Source organism: Bradyrhizobium sp. CB1015, from assembly GCF_025200925.1.
Classification (GTDB): domain Bacteria; phylum Pseudomonadota; class Alphaproteobacteria; order Rhizobiales; family Xanthobacteraceae; genus Bradyrhizobium.
This window is the reverse complement of the sequence record NZ_CP104174.1, coordinates 7,605,747-7,621,588: the sequence shown is the minus strand read 5'-3', so window position 1 is coordinate 7,621,588 and position 15,842 is coordinate 7,605,747. Positions and strand designations below refer to the sequence as shown.

Annotated in this window: 15 protein-coding genes and 1 tRNA gene; 7 read left to right on the top strand and 9 right to left on the bottom strand. The window is 64.7% G+C overall.

Annotation, left to right across the window (positions count from 1 at the left end):
• Nucleotides 1-172: 172 nt before the first annotated feature.
• Together N2604_RS35655 and trxB are read right to left on the bottom strand one after the other, a co-directional pair.
• Nucleotides 173-1,096, bottom strand: coding sequence for a LysR family transcriptional regulator (locus N2604_RS35655; RefSeq protein ID WP_025032176.1), 924 nt, complete (start codon nucleotides 1,094-1,096; stop codon nucleotides 173-175).
• 4 nt (nucleotides 1,097-1,100) lie between these two features.
• A complete protein-coding gene (gene trxB / locus N2604_RS35650) occupies nucleotides 1,101-2,066 on the bottom strand; it encodes a thioredoxin-disulfide reductase (protein WP_260372614.1) in 966 nt (321 codons plus the stop codon).
• A 266-nt stretch (nucleotides 2,067-2,332) separates the two neighbouring features.
• Here trxB and N2604_RS35645 point away from each other — a divergent pair, with 266 nt between their 5' ends.
• Nucleotides 2,333-2,812 carry an Lrp/AsnC family transcriptional regulator gene (locus tag N2604_RS35645; RefSeq protein ID WP_260372613.1) on the top strand — a complete coding sequence of 160 codons (480 nt, stop codon included), beginning with the start codon at nucleotides 2,333-2,335 and terminating at the stop codon, nucleotides 2,810-2,812.
• 316 nt (nucleotides 2,813-3,128) lie between these two features.
• Here N2604_RS35645 and greA read toward each other — a convergent pair whose 3' ends face one another.
• The 3 genes from greA to N2604_RS35630 form a co-directional block, all read right to left on the bottom strand.
• A complete protein-coding gene (gene greA, locus N2604_RS35640) occupies nucleotides 3,129-3,602 on the bottom strand; it encodes a transcription elongation factor GreA (protein WP_036009537.1) in 474 nt (157 codons plus the stop codon).
• 213 nt (nucleotides 3,603-3,815) lie between these two features.
• The gene (gene carB / locus N2604_RS35635; protein WP_260372612.1) at nucleotides 3,816-7,280 is read right to left on the bottom strand and encodes a carbamoyl-phosphate synthase large subunit; all 3,465 of its coding nucleotides are present in this window, start codon (nucleotides 7,278-7,280) and stop codon (nucleotides 3,816-3,818) included.
• A 144-nt stretch (nucleotides 7,281-7,424) separates the two neighbouring features.
• Nucleotides 7,425-8,594 carry an MFS transporter gene (locus tag N2604_RS35630; protein WP_260372611.1) on the bottom strand — a complete coding sequence of 390 codons (1,170 nt, stop codon included), beginning with the start codon at nucleotides 8,592-8,594 and terminating at the stop codon, nucleotides 7,425-7,427.
• Nucleotides 8,595-8,707: 113 nt separating this feature from the next.
• Here N2604_RS35630 and N2604_RS35625 point away from each other — a divergent pair, with 113 nt between their 5' ends.
• A complete protein-coding gene (locus tag N2604_RS35625; protein ID WP_260372610.1) occupies nucleotides 8,708-9,085 on the top strand; it encodes a helix-turn-helix transcriptional regulator in 378 nt (125 codons plus the stop codon).
• A gap of 126 nt (nucleotides 9,086-9,211) precedes the next feature.
• Here the strand turns inward: N2604_RS35625 and N2604_RS35620 are convergent.
• Both N2604_RS35620 and N2604_RS35615 read right to left on the bottom strand, forming a co-directional pair.
• Nucleotides 9,212-9,287, bottom strand: a tRNA-OTHER gene (locus N2604_RS35620).
• Between the two features lie 54 nt (nucleotides 9,288-9,341).
• Complete coding sequence (locus tag N2604_RS35615; RefSeq protein ID WP_260372609.1) at nucleotides 9,342-10,043, bottom strand: class I SAM-dependent methyltransferase; 702 nt, start codon at nucleotides 10,041-10,043, stop codon at nucleotides 9,342-9,344.
• 114 nt (nucleotides 10,044-10,157) lie between these two features.
• On the opposite strand from N2604_RS35615, the gene N2604_RS35610 reads away from it, so the two are divergent.
• Nucleotides 10,158-10,682: a Dps family protein gene (locus N2604_RS35610; protein WP_260372608.1), complete on the top strand. Its 525-nt coding sequence runs from the start codon at nucleotides 10,158-10,160 to the stop codon at nucleotides 10,680-10,682.
• A gap of 137 nt (nucleotides 10,683-10,819) precedes the next feature.
• Here N2604_RS35610 and N2604_RS35605 read toward each other — a convergent pair whose 3' ends face one another.
• Nucleotides 10,820-11,341, bottom strand: a complete 522-nt coding sequence (locus tag N2604_RS35605; protein ID WP_260372607.1) for a cupin domain-containing protein — start codon at nucleotides 11,339-11,341, stop codon at nucleotides 10,820-10,822.
• A gap of 147 nt (nucleotides 11,342-11,488) precedes the next feature.
• Between N2604_RS35605 and N2604_RS35600 the strand changes: the two genes are divergently transcribed.
• Nucleotides 11,489-11,704 carry a hypothetical protein gene (locus tag N2604_RS35600; RefSeq protein ID WP_260372606.1) on the top strand — a complete coding sequence of 72 codons (216 nt, stop codon included), beginning with the start codon at nucleotides 11,489-11,491 and terminating at the stop codon, nucleotides 11,702-11,704.
• 38 nt (nucleotides 11,705-11,742) lie between these two features.
• On the opposite strand, the gene carA is transcribed toward N2604_RS35600, so the two are convergent.
• The gene (carA, locus tag N2604_RS35595; protein WP_260372605.1) at nucleotides 11,743-12,933 is read right to left on the bottom strand and encodes a glutamine-hydrolyzing carbamoyl-phosphate synthase small subunit; all 1,191 of its coding nucleotides are present in this window, start codon (nucleotides 12,931-12,933) and stop codon (nucleotides 11,743-11,745) included.
• 146 nt (nucleotides 12,934-13,079) lie between these two features.
• Here carA and N2604_RS35590 point away from each other — a divergent pair, with 146 nt between their 5' ends.
• From N2604_RS35590 to N2604_RS35580, 3 genes are all read left to right on the top strand, one after another.
• Complete coding sequence (locus tag N2604_RS35590; RefSeq protein WP_260372604.1) at nucleotides 13,080-13,781, top strand: alpha/beta fold hydrolase; 702 nt, start codon at nucleotides 13,080-13,082, stop codon at nucleotides 13,779-13,781.
• 58 nt (nucleotides 13,782-13,839) lie between these two features.
• On the top strand, nucleotides 13,840-14,295 hold the full coding sequence (locus N2604_RS35585) for a GatB/YqeY domain-containing protein (protein WP_260372603.1): 456 nt from the start codon (nucleotides 13,840-13,842) through the stop codon (nucleotides 14,293-14,295).
• 252 nt (nucleotides 14,296-14,547) lie between these two features.
• Complete coding sequence (locus tag N2604_RS35580) at nucleotides 14,548-15,684, top strand: epoxide hydrolase family protein (protein ID WP_260372602.1); 1,137 nt, start codon at nucleotides 14,548-14,550, stop codon at nucleotides 15,682-15,684.
• Nucleotides 15,685-15,842 lie beyond the last annotated feature (158 nt).

Genomic DNA, 15,842 nt, shown 5'->3' with positions numbered 1-15,842 from the left:
AGGTATTGGCCACGTGAGGCCGACACAATCACCTTCCAAGAGGGATTACTGAACTCCCGCGCCACTGGAGGAGGGGGACAAATGCGCAACGCGAAGGCTCAGCGTGCAAACATTATGGGCTTGCCGAGTGCCTTGCAGCAACAGCCGAGGCCGCATGTCAGTCATGCGGAAATCAGGACGGCCAGCGCTGCGCCTTGCTCACCACGAAGTCGCGGAACACCTGCACGCGCGCGACCGTCTTCAACTCCTCGGGATAGACGAAGTAGGTGTCGAGCTGGATCGAATCAGACTCGCCGAACAGCTGCACGAGCTTGCTCTGCTCCTCGACCAGGTAATCGGGCAGCGCGGCGATGCCGAGGCCCTGCGCGCAGGCGCGCACGAGACCGAGGATGTTGTTGACCTTGAAATAGGCCTCGCGCGGACCCGAGCCGTTGCGACCGGCTTCGATCAGCCAGTTGCGGTTCTGCAGGTGCGGCGCGAAGTTGCCGTCCGACAGCGTGATGATGCGGTGGGAGTCGAGCTCCTCCAGCGTGCGCGGCGTGCCGAAGCGCTTGATGTATTCCGGCGAGCAATAGGCGTGGAAGCCCATCGCGAACAGCTTGCGCTGGATGAGATCCGGCTGCGTCGGCTTGCGGGTGCGGATCGCGACGTCAGCCTCGCGCATCGACAGATCGAGCTCCTCGTCGGTGACGATCAGCGAGATGCGGATCTCGGGATAGAGCGCGGTGAATTCGCCGAGCCGCGGAATCAGCCAGTTGATCCCGACGCCGGGCGTGGTGGTGATCTTGAGATCGCCGCTCGGCCGCTCGCGGCTGTCGGTCAGCTTGGCGCGCGCCGCCTGCAGCTGCATGAACACGTCATGCGCGGTGCGGAACAACAGGTCGCCCTGCTCGGTGAGGATGAGGCCGCGGGCGTGGCGGTGGAACAGCGAGACCGAGAGCTCCTGTTCCAGTGCCGAGACCTGGCGCGACACCGCCGATTGCGACAGGCCGAGCTGCTCGCCCGCATGCGTGAAGCTGCCCGCTTCCGCCGCGGCGTGAAACACCTTCAGCTTGTCCCAGTCCATATCCGTAAATCCGTCGCGTGTTCGGGGCATGATTCTATTCCGCTGCCGCGCGCTCGCTGGCGCGAAGGGCCAAGAAACGTTCGGCTTCGAGTGCGGCCATGCAGCCGAGGCCGGCGGCCGTCACGGCCTGGCGATAGGTCTCGTCGGCGACGTCGCCGGCGGCAAACAGGCCGGGTACCGAGGTCGCAGTCGAGTTCGGGGCGACCTCGACATAGCCCGACGGTTTCAGCTTGACCTGATCCTTGACGAGCTCGGTCGCCGGCGCATGGCCGATGGCGATGAAGACGCCGTCGGCCTTCACGTTCGTGAGCGCGCCGGTCTTGACGTTCTTGAGCCGGACATGGGTGACCTTGTTGGGGTTCTCGGTGCCGCAGATCTCGTCGACGGCGGCGTCCCAGATCACCTTGATCTTCGGATGCTTGAACAGGCGCTCCTGCAGGATGCGCTCGGCCCGGAAGTGATCGCGACGATGCACGATCGTGACCTGGGAGGCATGGTTGGTGAGGTACAGGGCTTCCTCGACCGCGCTGTTGCCGCCGCCGACCACGATGACTTCCTTGCCGCGGTAGAAGAAGCCGTCGCAGGTGGCGCAGGCCGACACGCCGCCGCCCTGGAACTTGGCTTCCGACGGCAGCCCGAGCCAGCGCGCCTGCGCGCCGGTGGCCAGGATCACGGCCTCGGCGAGATAGACGTCACCGCTGTCGCAGGTGAGGCGGAACGGCCGCTGCGCCGTCTCCAGCTTGGTGACCAGGTCGGTGACGATCTTGGTGCCGACATGGACCGCCTGCTTCTCCATCTGCTCCATCAGCCAGGGGCCCTGGATCACGTCGGCAAAGCCGGGATAGTTCTCGACGTCGGTTGTAATCGTGAGCTGCCCGCCGGGCTGGATGCCCTGGATCAGGATCGGCTCCAGCATCGCGCGCGCGGCGTAGATCGCGGCGGTGTAGCCGGCCGGGCCGGAGCCGATGATGACGACCTTTGCATGAACAGGAGCGGACATTTCGATGGACGCCTTTCACGGGGGATTTGCAGCGCGGGCGCGGAATGTGCCGGGAGGCCTCGCGGAGGCGCTGAAATATCAGAGCTAATCTAAGCCTTCTGGCGAGCCATGCAAGAATTGCATTCCCTATCGGCGGATTTTTCCAACAGGGAACAAAAGTCGATTGCGCTGCACGCGCAATAAAATTGCGCTAGCTGTGCGGCTTAGGCTATGAGGATTTCGACAAATCACCCAATACCGCCGTAAAGGCCAGGAGTTCCAATCACGTGTCGCGGAACCTAGACGAGATCGACCTGAAAATTCTCGGCGAGATTCAGGCCGACGGTCGAATCACCAATGTCGAGCTGGCCAAGCGCGTCGGCATTTCGCCGCCCCCCTGCCTGCGCCGCGTCCGGGCGCTGGAGGAGGAGGGCTATATCCACGGCTATCGCGGCCTCCTGGACGCGCGCAAGCTGGGCTTCGACGTCACCGTTTTCGCCGCCGTGCACCTGTCCAGCCAGGCCGAGGCGGATCTGCGCGCGTTCGAGGAATTCGTCCGCGCCGAGCCCTTGGTGCGGGAATGCTGGATGCTTTCCGGCGAAGTCGATTTCATCCTGAAATGCGTCGCCCCCGACATGGCGACCTTCCAGGATTTCGTCACGCACCTGACGGCGGCGCCGCATGTCCGCAATGTGCGTACGTCATTGGTGCTGCACAATTCGAAATACGAGGCGGCCGTGCCGCTGGAGGTGAAGGGACGGCGGTAGGCGCGCCAAGCGGTCTATCAGCTCCGTCATCCTGAGGCGCGAGGCATGGGACGCAACGCGTCCCATGGGGAGCCTCGAAGGATGCACGGCCCGTATGTCGCTGCGCGCGGCACCAGTGGGGCCGTCGCCCTTCGAGGGCCGCTGAAGAAGCGGCCACCTCAGGGTGACGGTGATGGAGGCAGTCTGGATTGCTTCGCTGCGCCTGCAATGACGAGGTGAGAGCGTGTGTCCACCACAACCCCAGCAACCCGCTGAAACAAAAAGGCCGCGCAGTGCGCGGCCGTTTCGACACATCTGACGCAGCAGCGGCAAATCCTTACCGCCACTCCACCTTGGTGATCTCGTACGCCTTGGCGCCGCCCGGCGTGTTGACCTCGACCGTGGCGCCCTTCTTCTTGCCGATCAATGCGCGTGCGAGCGGCGAGGTGATCGAGATGCGGCCCTTCTTGGCGTCCGCCTCGACCTCGCCGACGATCTGCCACACCGTCTTCTTCTCGGTGTCCTCATCGACCAGCGTCACGGTGGCGCCGAACTTGATGGTGTCGCCGGAGAGCTTGGAGATGTCGATGATGTCGGCACGCGCGAGCTTGTCCTCGAGCTCGGCGATGCGGCCCTCATTGTGCGACTGCTCTTCCTTCGCGGCATGATATTCCGCGTTTTCCGACAGGTCTCCGTGCGAGCGCGCCTCGGCGATATGCTCGATGATCCGCGGACGGTCCACGGACTGGCGCTGCTTCAATTCTTCCCCGAGCGCGACAAAGCCGGCCTGGGTCATCGGAACCTTTTCCATCGTCTCTCTCGTCCTTCGATCGTGCGCCCCAAAATGCGGATGGGCGCCGCAACCTTTGATTCGTCAGTCCTCCAGAGCCCAAAGAGGGGCTGCCGGACCTTGACAGATATGGGCTTTAGCGCCGGAACAGAACTGCCACCTGGCCGGACAGTTCCTCCGGCCATTGTGGCTTCATTGCCAATCACTTAGCGGAAGCTTCGCTGCCGCTAGCGATCAGGTTTCCGAAAAGTAGCTCTGCAGGGTACGAACCTCAAGGTCCCCGCCCAGATAGGCGTGGATGCCCTGCGCGGCCGCCACGGCCCCGGAAAGAGTGGTGTAATATGGCACTTTATGCAAGAGGGCCGCGCGCCGCAGCGAACGGCTGTCGGCCAGCGCCTGCGGGCCTTCGGTGGTGTTGAAGACGAGCTGGACGTCGCCATTGGTGATGGCATCGACGATGTGCGGCCGCCCCTCCAGCACCTTGTTCACCTTCTCGGTCGGGATGCCCTGGTCGGTCAGGAAGCGCGCCGTGCCCGAGGTCGCCAGCACCTTGAAGCCGAGCGAATGCAATTCGCGGACGGCATCCGCAATGCGCGTCTTGTCGCTTTCGCGCACCGAGACGAACACCGTGCCCTTGCGCGGCACCCGCGTGCCGCCGCCGAGCTGACTCTTGGCGAAGGCCACCGCAAACGAGCGGTCGATGCCCATGACCTCGCCGGTCGAGCGCATCTCGGGCCCGAGCACGGTGTCGACGCCGGGGAAGCGTGCGAACGGGAAGACCGATTCCTTGACGCCGACGTGCTTGAGCGTCGCCTTCTTCAGCTTGAAATCGGCGAGCTTCTCGCCGGCCATGATGCGCGCGGCGATCTTGGCGACCGGCGTGCCGATCACCTTGGCGACGAACGGCACGGTGCGCGAGGCGCGCGGATTGACCTCGAGCACATAGATCTCGCCATCCTTGATGGCGTATTGCACGTTCATCAGGCCGATGACGTCGAGGCCGAGGGCGAGCTCGCGGGTCTGCCGCTCCAGCTCCTCGATCATTTTCGCATCGAGCGAGTGCGGCGGCAGCGAGCAGGCGCTGTCGCCGGAATGGATGCCGGCTTCCTCGATGTGCTCCATGATGCCGACGATGAAGGTGTCCTTCCCGTCGCAGAGGCAGTCGACGTCGATTTCCGTGGCGTCCGACAGATAGCGGTCGAACAGCAGCGGGTTCTTGCCCAGCACGGTATTGATCTGCCCGGTCTTGTCGTTCGGATAGCGCGCCTTGACGTCGGCCGGCACCAGCTCCGGCAGCGTGCCGAGCAGATAGTCGTTGAGCTGGTTCTCCTCGCGAATGATCTGCATGGCGCGGCCGCCGAGCACGTAGGACGGGCGCACCACCAGCGGCAGGCCGAGATCGGCGGAGACGAGGCGGGCCTGCTCGACCGAATAGGCGATGCCGTTCTTCGGCTGCTTGAGGCGAAGCTTGTCGAGCACGCGCTTGAAGCGGTCGCGGTCCTCGGCGAGGTCGATGGCGTCGGGCGATGTGCCGAGGATCGGCACTTCGGCGGCTTCCAGCGCGCGCGCCAGCTTCAGCGGCGTCTGGCCGCCGAACTGCACGATCACGCCGTGCAGCGTGCCCTTGCTGCGTTCCTTGGCGATGATCTCCAGCACGTCCTCGGCGGTGAGCGGCTCGAAATAGAGCCGGTCGGCGGTGTCGTAGTCGGTCGACACCGTCTCCGGATTGCAGTTGACCATAATGGATTCGTAGCCGGCGTCGTGCAGCGCGAAGCAGGCGTGACAGCAGCAATAGTCGAACTCGATGCCCTGGCCGATGCGGTTGGGACCGCCGCCGAGAATGATGACCTTCTTCTTGTCGGACGGCGTGCTCTCGTCCGCGGGCAGGCCGGCGAACGGCGCCTCATAGGTCGAGTACATGTAGGCGGTCGGCGAGGCAAACTCGGCCGCGCAGGTGTCGATGCGCTTGTACACCGGGTGAACGCCGAGCGCGTGGCGCTTCGCCCTGACCTCGGCCTCCGTCGTCTCGGCCAGCACGGCGAGCCGCGCGTCGGAGAAGCCCATGGCCTTCAGGGTGCGCATGCCGAAGGCGTTGCCAGGCAGGCCGTTCTTCCTGACCTTCTCCTCCATCTCGACGATGCCGCGCATCTCGGCGAGGAACCACGGATCGATCTTGCAGGAGTTGAAGATGTCCTCGTTCGACCAGCCGAGCCGCATGGCCTGGGCGACCTGGAGAATGCGATTCGGCGTCGGCGTGCCGAGCGCGGCACGGATCGCGTTCTTGTCGTCGTCGCGGCCGAGGCCCTCGATCTCGATCTCGTCGAGGCCGGTCAATCCGGTCTCGAGCCCGCGCAGGGCTTTCTGCAGGCTTTCCTGGAAGGTGCGGCCGATCGCCATGACTTCGCCGACCGACTTCATCGAGGTGGTCAGCGTGGTCGAGGCGCCCGGGAATTTCTCGAAGGCAAAACGCGGCACCTTGGTGACCACGTAGTCGATGGTCGGCTCGAACGAGGCCGGGGTGGCACCGCCGGTGATGTCGTTGGCGATCTCGTCGAGCGTGTAGCCGACCGCGAGCTTGGCGGCGACCTTGGCGATCGGAAAGCCGGTGGCCTTCGAGGCCAGCGCGGAGGAGCGCGACACGCGCGGATTCATCTCGATGACGACCATGCGGCCGTCCTCGGGATTGACGCCGAACTGCACGTTGGAGCCGCCGGTCTCGACCCCGATCTCGCGCAGCACCGCCAGCGAGGCGTCGCGCATGATCTGGTATTCCTTGTCGGTCAGCGTCAGCGCCGGCGCCACCGTGATGGAATCGCCGGTGTGCACGCCCATCGGATCGAGGTTCTCGATCGAGCAGACGATGATGCAATTGTCGTTCTTGTCGCGCACCACCTCCATCTCGTACTCTTTCCAGCCGAGCACGGATTCTTCGATCAGCACTTCGTTGGTCGGAGACGCGTCCAGGCCGCGCTCGATGATGTCGAGGAACTCTTCCTTGTTGTAGGCGATGCCGCCGCCGGTGCCGCCCATGGTGAAGGAGGGACGGATGATCGCGGGCAGGCCGATCTCGGACAGCGCCATCATCGCCTGTCCCAGCGCATATTCCTGATAGCGCTTGCGGCGGTCGCCCTCGCCGAGGGTCCATTGCCGGTCGAGCTCTTCGAGCGCCGCGCCCGACAGCTTCTCGCGTTCGGCGAGATATTTGTCGCGGAACGACTTCTTGAGCTCGGAGGCGTTGGCAAGCCGCGACTTCGGCGTCTGCAGCCCGATCTTCTGCATGGCGTTGCGGAACAGCTGGCGGTCTTCGGCCTTGTCGATGGCATCGGCGGTGGCGCCGATCATCTCGACCTCGAATTTCTCCAGCGTGCCCTGCCGGCGCAGCGATAACGCGCAGTTCAGCGCGGTCTGGCCACCCATGGTCGGCAGCAGCGCAAAGCCGCCGGGAATGACGTGACGCTCCTTCTCGATGATCTTGGCGACGATCTCGGGCGTGATCGGCTCGATATAGGTCGCATCGGCCAATTCCGGGTCGGTCATGATGGTGGCCGGGTTGGAATTGACGAGGACGATGCGATAGCCCTCTTCCTTCAGCGTCTTCACCGCCTGCGTGCCCGAATAGTCGAACTCGCAGGCCTGGCCGATCACGATGGGACCGGCGCCGATGATCAGGATGGTGGTGATGTCTGTACGTTTGGGCATCAACTCTCGCCGAAGTGGAAATTTGGCACAAAAAAAGGGCGCGCTTGCTGCGCGTCCCTGTGGCCGAGAGCGCGGTGGTCTCCCTCGCGCGCGGGTGGGTACTTAGACCAGTTTTCGGGACGGCGAAACCCCGAAAAACGCCCATCAACCGGCAATTTTGACGGGTTTTGGCCGCGCCTGCCAGCCGCGGGCGAGGTGCACCAGAAGCGATGCCGCAACGCTCGTTCCGCCGATCCAGCCGAGGTCGGTCGGCGAGAGGGTGGCCAGCACCGCGCCGCCCAGCGCTCCGCCGATGGCGAAGCCGAGATACATCGACGAGGCGTTGAGCGAGAGCGCGATCATCGAAGCCTGTGGCTCGATCCGGATGATGCTGGCGAGCTGGGCCGGATAGAACGCCCAGCCCGAGAGGCCCCAGAGGAAGATCGCGCCGAGCACCGCGTAATGCGCCTGCGCGGGCATCAGCTTCAGGACCAGCGAATGCAGGATCAGGGCGCCCGCCATCCCGGCGAGCCCGAGGCCTGCGGTCGCGAGCGTGCCGAGCCGGTCGGCCAGGACGCCGCCGAACATGTTCCCGATCGCCGCCGCGCCGCCAAACACCAGCAGAGCAAGGCTGATCTGCGAGGCGTCGAAGCCGAGGCCACGCAGCGGGACTGCGAAATAGGTGAACACCGTGAAGCCGCCCAGTGCCCACAACATCGTGATCAGCAGCGCGACCACAACGTTGCGATGGCGCGCCACCGCCAGCCTCTCGCCGAGCGAGGCCGTATTGCGCGGCAGGCCGCGTGGCAGGCCGAGCAGCAGGCCGGCGAGCGCAACAGCGCCGATCAGGGCGACCATGGCAAAGGTTGCACGCCAGCCGAACAGGCTGCCGACGAGATTGCCGAAGGGAACGCCGATCACGGTCGCAACCGTGAGGCCCGCGGTGACGAGCGCCACGGCGCGGCCGCGCCGTTCGGGCGCGGCGACCGCCACGGACACGGCAAGCGCCGTCGGCATGCACAGCCCCGAGCCCAGCGCCATCAGCATCCGCGAGGCCAGCAGCAGGGCATAGTTGGATGCGACCATCGCGGCGAGGTTACCGGCGATGAAGGTCGATAGAGCCAGGGCCAGCACGGTGCGGCGGTCGATATTGTTCAGCGCCACTGCGAGGATGGGCGAGCCCACCGCATAGGTGAGGGCGTAGGCCGTGACCAATTGGCCCGCGGCGGAGACGGAAATCGACAGGTCGGTGGCGATCGCTGGCAAAAGTCCAGCGATGACAAAGCCTTCTGTGCCGATCGCGAAGGCCCCCAGGGCCAGCCAGAACACGCTCATTGGAAACGATCCCTATGTTCAAGATTCATTGAACTATCGAACGAAGTGATTTCGCTGTCAATTGGTTCAAGAACTATTGAACATTGCGGTCGCATCGCTATGATTCCCGAACCATGAGCCGCACGCCGCACCATCCCACCCGCGAGCAGATCGAGCTGCCGATGGTCCTGGATTGCCTGAGCGATCCGATCCGTCTGGCGATCGTCTACCAGCTCGCCCAGCAGGAACGTGTCAGCAGCGAACTCCGCTGCAGCGACTTCAGCGCGCTGAGCGGCAAGTCCAACCTCGCTTATCACTTCGCCAAGCTGCGCGACTGCGGCCTGATGCGGACGCGCATCGCCGGCACAAATCGATTCATGCGACTGCGCCGTGAGGATCTGGAGGCGCGGTTCCCGGGCCTGCTCGATGCGGTGCTCAGCTCCGCAGCCAAGGATGCCGACCGGCTTCCGCTCGTGTCCGGCTGCGACTTGATCGAGGTTGACCGAAAATGAGACGGTTGCGCGCTGCTTGGCGGCCAGTCCGTCTACGCTTGCGCTTCGCTTAAGCTACGCCGGACACGCTTCGTCCCTTCGGACCTCGCGTGGCTGCGCCACGCGTAGCCCCGCAGGGGCGAAGCGTGGAGACCCGGCCTGGATTTGAACCAGGATGTAGAGCGTTGCACCGCCCTCGCGTAGACGCTTCCGCCACCGGGCCACGGCGATCATTACCGATTGCAGTGCGACAAGCCACAACGGCTAATTGTTATGCTTAACGGACCAGAGGCGGCCTCGCGATGAAGGTCATGCGCCAGCGGTTGTGGCCGATATTGCTGTGCGCGCGCTGGACCGCGAAGCCCGCCGCCTTCAGCTTGGCCGTGACCTCGCCCTCGCTGTAGCGCTGCAGCCCGATCCGCGAGCGCAGCTGGCGATAATCCGACAGCGCGGTGCTGATCAGCCCGATCAGCGCGTCTTTCAGAAAGCCGTGGCGCAGGCCGAAGCCGAGCAGCGCCATCACGTCCCTGGCCATGCCGACCTGCGGCTGGAGAATGTCGCCCAGCACCAGCTTGCCCGAGGGCTTCAGGATCCGGCGGATGTTCAGCAGTGCCGCATCGAGCTCGTCCGGCGTCATGTATTGCGCGACCGAGTTCATCACGACGAGGTCGATCGACTGGTCCTGCATCTTGCGGACGTCGTCGAGCGAGCGGACGCGGATCTTGGTGTTCGGGGCAAACCGCGCGATCAGCCGGCCGCGCACGCCCGGTGCGGGCTCGGCCAGGATCAGCTTGCCGCAGGCGGCTGCCACCTGGTTCGCGGACAGCGCTTCCCCGCAGGCATAGTCCAGCACCGACGCCTCGGGCGAGGGGATGTAGCCGATGATGTCCCGCGCAATGATCTGGAAGTGCAAGTCGCGATGCAGCTTGCTGACATAGATCGTATGCGTCGAGTCGTAATAATCGATCCAATCGTCCATGGTACTCGAAGGTCCTGGCCAAACGGTTCCGGTAGCGGAACTGGCGCTGGCCGCCTTGCGTTAGGTGTGCGACGGCGCGCCGTCAATGTCCGCGTCCTAACAGGAAGGTCTCCCGTGAGCAAAACCAACAACAAGGTCTCGCCCGAACTCGATACCCCCACTGATCTGTCGTCCGACGGTGTCAAGAAAGTCTCTGAGGCGCTCAACGTGCTTCTGGCCGACGCGTTCGCGCTTTATCTCAAGACCAAGAATTTCCACTGGCACATCAGTGGGCGCCACTTCCGGGATTACCACCTGCTGCTCGACGAGCAGTCCGACCAGATCTTCGCCACCACCGACCAGCTCGCCGAGCGCGTCCGCAAGATCGGCGGCACCACGCTGAAGTCGATCGGTCAGGTCGCAAAGCTCCAGACCATCAAGGACAACAACGAGGACTACGTCCCACCGCGGGAGATGCTGCGCGAGCTGATGCAGGACAACAAGCACGTCGCAGCCGCGATGCGCAAGGCGCACGACGTCTGCGACGAGGCCGGCGACGTCGCCAGCGCCAGCATTTTGGAAAACTTCATCGACGAGACCGAGCGCCGGACCTGGTTCCTGTTCGAAGCGACCCGGCAGGAAGGCGCCAACGAGGCGTAGAGGATGTGTAGGGTGGGTTCGCGTTGCAATTGCGCGAAGCGCAGTCGCTGAGCGTAACCCACCGCTTTTGGATCCGCGGCGAAGGAGATGGTGGGTTACGCCTTCGGCTAACCCACTCTGCTGCACGGCGCTCGCAGTTACCGCCACAACCGCATCAGCGCGCCATCCTTCCCCGTCACGGGATCAGCCGGCGGCAGCGCGACGTGCGGAATCGTCTTCAGCGCTTTCGCATGGTTCTCCGGCGTTGCCCTGGTGATCTCCATCTTGCTGCCCGGCGGATAGGCGCCGATCACGCAGAAATCGTCGCTGGCCTTGATGCATTGATGTCCGGTGCCGGCAGGCAGGATCGCGACATCACCGGCATGGATCTGAAGCTCCTGGCCATGATCGCCGCCGAAACGGACGCGGGCGCTGCCGCGCGCCACGCCGAGCACCTCGTGCACCGTCGCGTGATAGTGCAGATAATCATAGACGCCGTTGCGCCACGTGCCGCCCCAGCCGTTCGCTTCGAACAGGTTTTCGATCGTCTCTTCCGGGCGCCTCGGATCGAGCTTCACCGCGCCCTGGTAGACCAGGAACGGAAGGATGTTGTTCGGCACGAGCCCGTCATCCTCGAACACGATGGCGAGCGGCTCGGCCTTGTCGCGGACGACGGACATGGCAGGGCTCCCACTGCAGACCTCGAATCAAGAGAGCGCAAGGCCTCTTGTTCCTTGTGACAGTCCATACGCCGGCTTGACGGAGATCAAGGCGCAGGCGGCCATTAGCGGGCACGCCAATCAAAGCGAAGAAGAAGAGGGAACGCCATGTACGCATCCGAGGTTGCGCAGCGTCATTTCTCGGCGGCCGTCGACGAGGCGGAGACGGAAGGCCTCGGGCACGAGGCCGTCTGCCGGGCATTGCTCAATCTGGTGATTGCGAAATATCTGGAGACGAGGCCGGTCGCCGACATCCAGGCGGAGCTGCGCTTCATCGCCGAGAATTGCGATCCCGACACGGACTTCATGTTCATGCGTCCGTGACGGCCGGGCCCGGCGGGCCTATCCGCCGGGGTGTCGGCTTACGCGCTCTTCCTCTGCCGCATCAGGTCGGCGAAGCGCTGGAACAGATAGTGCGAGTCGCGCGGGCCGGGTGAGGCCTCGGGGTGGTATTGGACCGAGAACACCGGCTTGCCGTCGAGCTGGATGCCGCAGTTGGACCCATCAAACAAGGAAATGTGGGTCTGCGTCGCGCCCTTCGGCAGCGTCGTCTCGTCCACCGCAAAGCCGTGGTTCATCGAGGTGATCTCGACCTTGCCGGTGGTCTCGTCCTTCACCGGGTGATTGGCGCCGTGATGGCCCTGATGCATCTTCTTGGTCTTGGCGCCGACGGCAAGGCCGAGCATCTGGTGACCGAGGCAAATGCCGAAAGTCGGCGTGCCCGACTTGATCACGTCCCGGATCACAGGCACCGCATATTTGCCGGTCGCAGCCGGATCGCCCGGGCCGTTGGACAGGAACACGCCGTCGGGCTTCATCGCCAGGATATCTTCGGACGACGTCGTTGCCGGCACCACCGTCACCTTGCAGCCGACGCCGGCGAGCAGGCGCAGGATGTTGCGCTTGATGCCGTAGTCGATGGCGACGACGTTGAACTCGGGCTTCTCCTGCCGGCCAAAGCCCTTGTCCCAGGCCCAAGGCGTCTCGTCCCAGGTGAAGCGCTGGCCGCTCGTCACCATCGGCACGAGGTCCATGCCTTCGAGGCCCGGCCATTCGCGCGCCTCTTCCTTGAGGCCGTGCAGATCGAACTCGCCGGTCCTGGAATGCGCGATCACGGCGTTGGGCATGCCCTTGCTCCGGATCAGCGCGGTCAGCGCGCGGGTGTCGATGCCGGAGAGGCCGATGATGCCGCGCGCCTTGAGCCAGGCGTCGAGATGCTTGGTGGCGCGATAGTTCGAGGGATCGGTGATCGCGGTACGCAGGATCACCCCGCGCGCGCCCGGCGTCGCGGCCATGTTCACCGTCTCGATGTCGTCCTCGTTGGTGCCGACATTGCCGATATGCGGGAAGGTGAAGGTGATGAGCTGGCCGGCATAGGAGGGATCGGTCAGGATCTCCTCATAGCCGGTCATCGCGGTGTTGAAGCAGACTTCGCCGACGGCGTGGCCCTCGGCGCCGAGACCGAAGCCCTCGAGCACCGTGCCGTCGGCAAGCACGAGGAGCGCGGTCGGTTTGTGGTCCGGCCAGGCGGGATCGTTGTCATGTTGTGTCATGAGCCCGCTTCATAAGCCCCCCGCGTGCGCCCGTCAAAGCGGGAGAGGCTGGATTCACATGCGTTTTTGCATATTTGACAGGCCTCCTCCCGCCCTTAAGCTCGGCTGAACAATTTCCGGCAATTTCCTGGGCTTGCGAGGCAATAATGGACCAGACCACCCCCATTGTGCTGGTTCCGGGGCTGGCCTCCTCAGCCCGGATCTATGGCCCGATCATCCCGGCGCTCTGGCGGTTCGGCGCAGTGATGATTGCCAACCACATCCGCGACGAGAGCATGACGGCGATCGCCCGCCGCATCCTCGCCGAGGCGCCGCCGCGCTTCGCGCTCGCCGGCCATTCCATGGGTGGCTACATCGCCTTCGAGCTCATGCGCCAGGCCAGCGAGCGCGTGACAAAGCTCGCGCTGATCAACACGCAGGCGCGGCCTGACACGCCGGAGGCGACCGCGCGGCGCCGTGCCCAGATGGAGCGCGCCAGACGCGGCGAGCTGCGCGCCGTCCGCGAGGAGAGTTTTCCGGAGCTCGTGCATCCGTCGCGGCGCGACGATGCCGGCATTCTCGAGCTCGTGCATGCGCAGGACGAGGACGTCGGCGTCGAAGGCTATCTGCGGCAGCAGACCGCGATCATCGCCCGCGTGGATTCGCGGCCGACCTTGGCGACGATCAAGTGCCCGGCGCTGGTGCTGACGGGCGATACCGACAACACCATCCCGAATGCGCTCTCGAAGGAAATGGCCGAGGGCATCGCTGGCGCGAGGCTCGTGATCCTCGATCGCTGCGGACACCTGCCGCAAGCCGAACAGCCGGGAGCGACGGTGCGGGCGCTCACCGAATGGCTGGGGAGTTAGGTTGTGCAACGGCCGCCAACGGCCTAGATCAGGCGTTTATATCGAAGGGATCACGATCATGCTGCGCGACGACATCAACAATGCGGTCAAGGAGGCCATGAAGGCCAAGGACGAGCGCAAGCTGTCCACGCTGCGCATGGTCAACTCGACCATCAAGAACGCCGACATCGACGCGCGCGGCAGCGGCAAGCCGCCGCTGTCGGACGCCGACATCCTCGCGGTGCTGCAGAAGATGATCAAGCAGCGCCAGGAGGCGGTCGAGCTCTACGACAAGGGCGGCCGCGCCGAGCTTGCCGCGCAGGAGCGCGAGGAGATCGCGGTGATCTCGGCGTACCTGCCAAAGCAGATGTCGGAGGACGACGTGAAGAAGGCGATCGCGGATGCGATCACCGAGACCGGCGCCGCCGGCATGAAGGACATGGGCAAGGTGATCGCCGTGCTGCGCGCGAAGTACGCAGGACAGATGGATTTTGGTAAGGCGTCTGGTCTCGTGAAGGCCGCGCTGTCGGGTTAGAGTCCTTACCCTCCCTGGAGGGGTCCGGGACGAGCGTAGCTCGCCCGTGGTCGATCGCGCGTAGCGCGAGCGGGGTGGGGTGATCTCTCCACTCGGGCACCGTTTCCCCGGAAAGACTGTCACCCCACCTCGGTTCGCATGCCGCTTCGCTCTATGCGAACCGATCCTCCCCCTCCAGGGGAGGATGGGCACCTTTGATGTCGCATCGGTTCGGTCTACTCTCTCCCGGCAGAAACAAATCGGGAGCAACCGATGACCGCCATCAAGCCATTTCGCATCGCCATCGGTGACGACATCCTCGCCGACCTGAAGTCGCGCCTCGGCCGCACGCGCTGGCCGGATGCCGAGCTGGTCGACGACTGGAGCCAGGGCGCGCCGCTGAAATGGATCCAGGAGATCTGCACCTATTGGGACAACGAGTATGACTGGCGCTCGCGCGAGGCAAAGCTCAATCGCTTCGCGCAGTTCACCACCGAGATCGACGCGCTCGACATCCACTTCATTCATGCGCGCGCGAAGGAGCCGTCAGCGCTGCCGTTGATCATCACCCATGGCTGGCCCGGCTCCATCGTCGAGTTCCAGAAAGTGATCGCGCCGCTCACCGATCCTGCCGCACATGGCGGCAATCCCGCCGATGCCTTTCATGTGATCTGCCCCTCGCTGCCGGGCTTCGGCTTCTCGGCCAAGCCAAGGACCACCGGCTGGGGCGTCGATCGCATCGCCGCGACCTGGGCCAAGCTGATGGACCGCCTGGGCTACGCGCGCTACGGCGCGCAAGGCGGCGACTGGGGCTCGGCGGTGACGACCTCCCTCGGCGCGCAGGATGCTGAGCATTGCGCCGGCATCCACATCACGCTCGCCTTCAACGCGGCGCCGAAGGTCGAGGGCGAGCCGACGCCAGAGGAGAAGCGCGCGCTCGCCGGCCTCAAGCATTATGTCGATCTCGATTCCGGCTACTCGAAGCAGCAATCGACGCGGCCGCAGACGCTGGGCTATGGCCTGACGGATTCGCCGAGCGGCCAGGCGGCCTGGATCCTGGAAAAGTTCTGGGCCTGGACCGATTGCAATGGCCATCCCGAGAACATCTTCAGCAAGGACGAGCTGCTCGACAACGTCATGCTCTATTGGGCGACGCAGACGGCAACGTCGTCGGCGCGGCTCTATTGGGAGAGCTTTGGCAAGCGTCGCAGCACGCCGGTGGTGAAGGTGCCGACGGGCGTCGCGGTGTTTCCGAAGGAGATCATCACGCCGGTGCGGCGCTGGATGGAGCCGAACTTCCCCGGCATCACCCACTGGAGCGAGATGGAGAAAGGTGGTCACTTCGCGGCCTTCGAGCAGCCGGAGCTGTTCGTGCGCGATGTCAGGAAGTTCTTTGCGACGGTGCGGTAGCTCTCTCGCTGTCATTCCGGGGCGAGGCGTCAGCGTCGAGCCCGGAATCTCGAGATTCCGGGTTCGGTCCTGCGGACCGCCCCGGAATGACGCTGCATCGCATGCCCGGGCTTGTCCCGGGCATCCACGGCTCTAAACTGGCAATGAAGCAAGAAAAA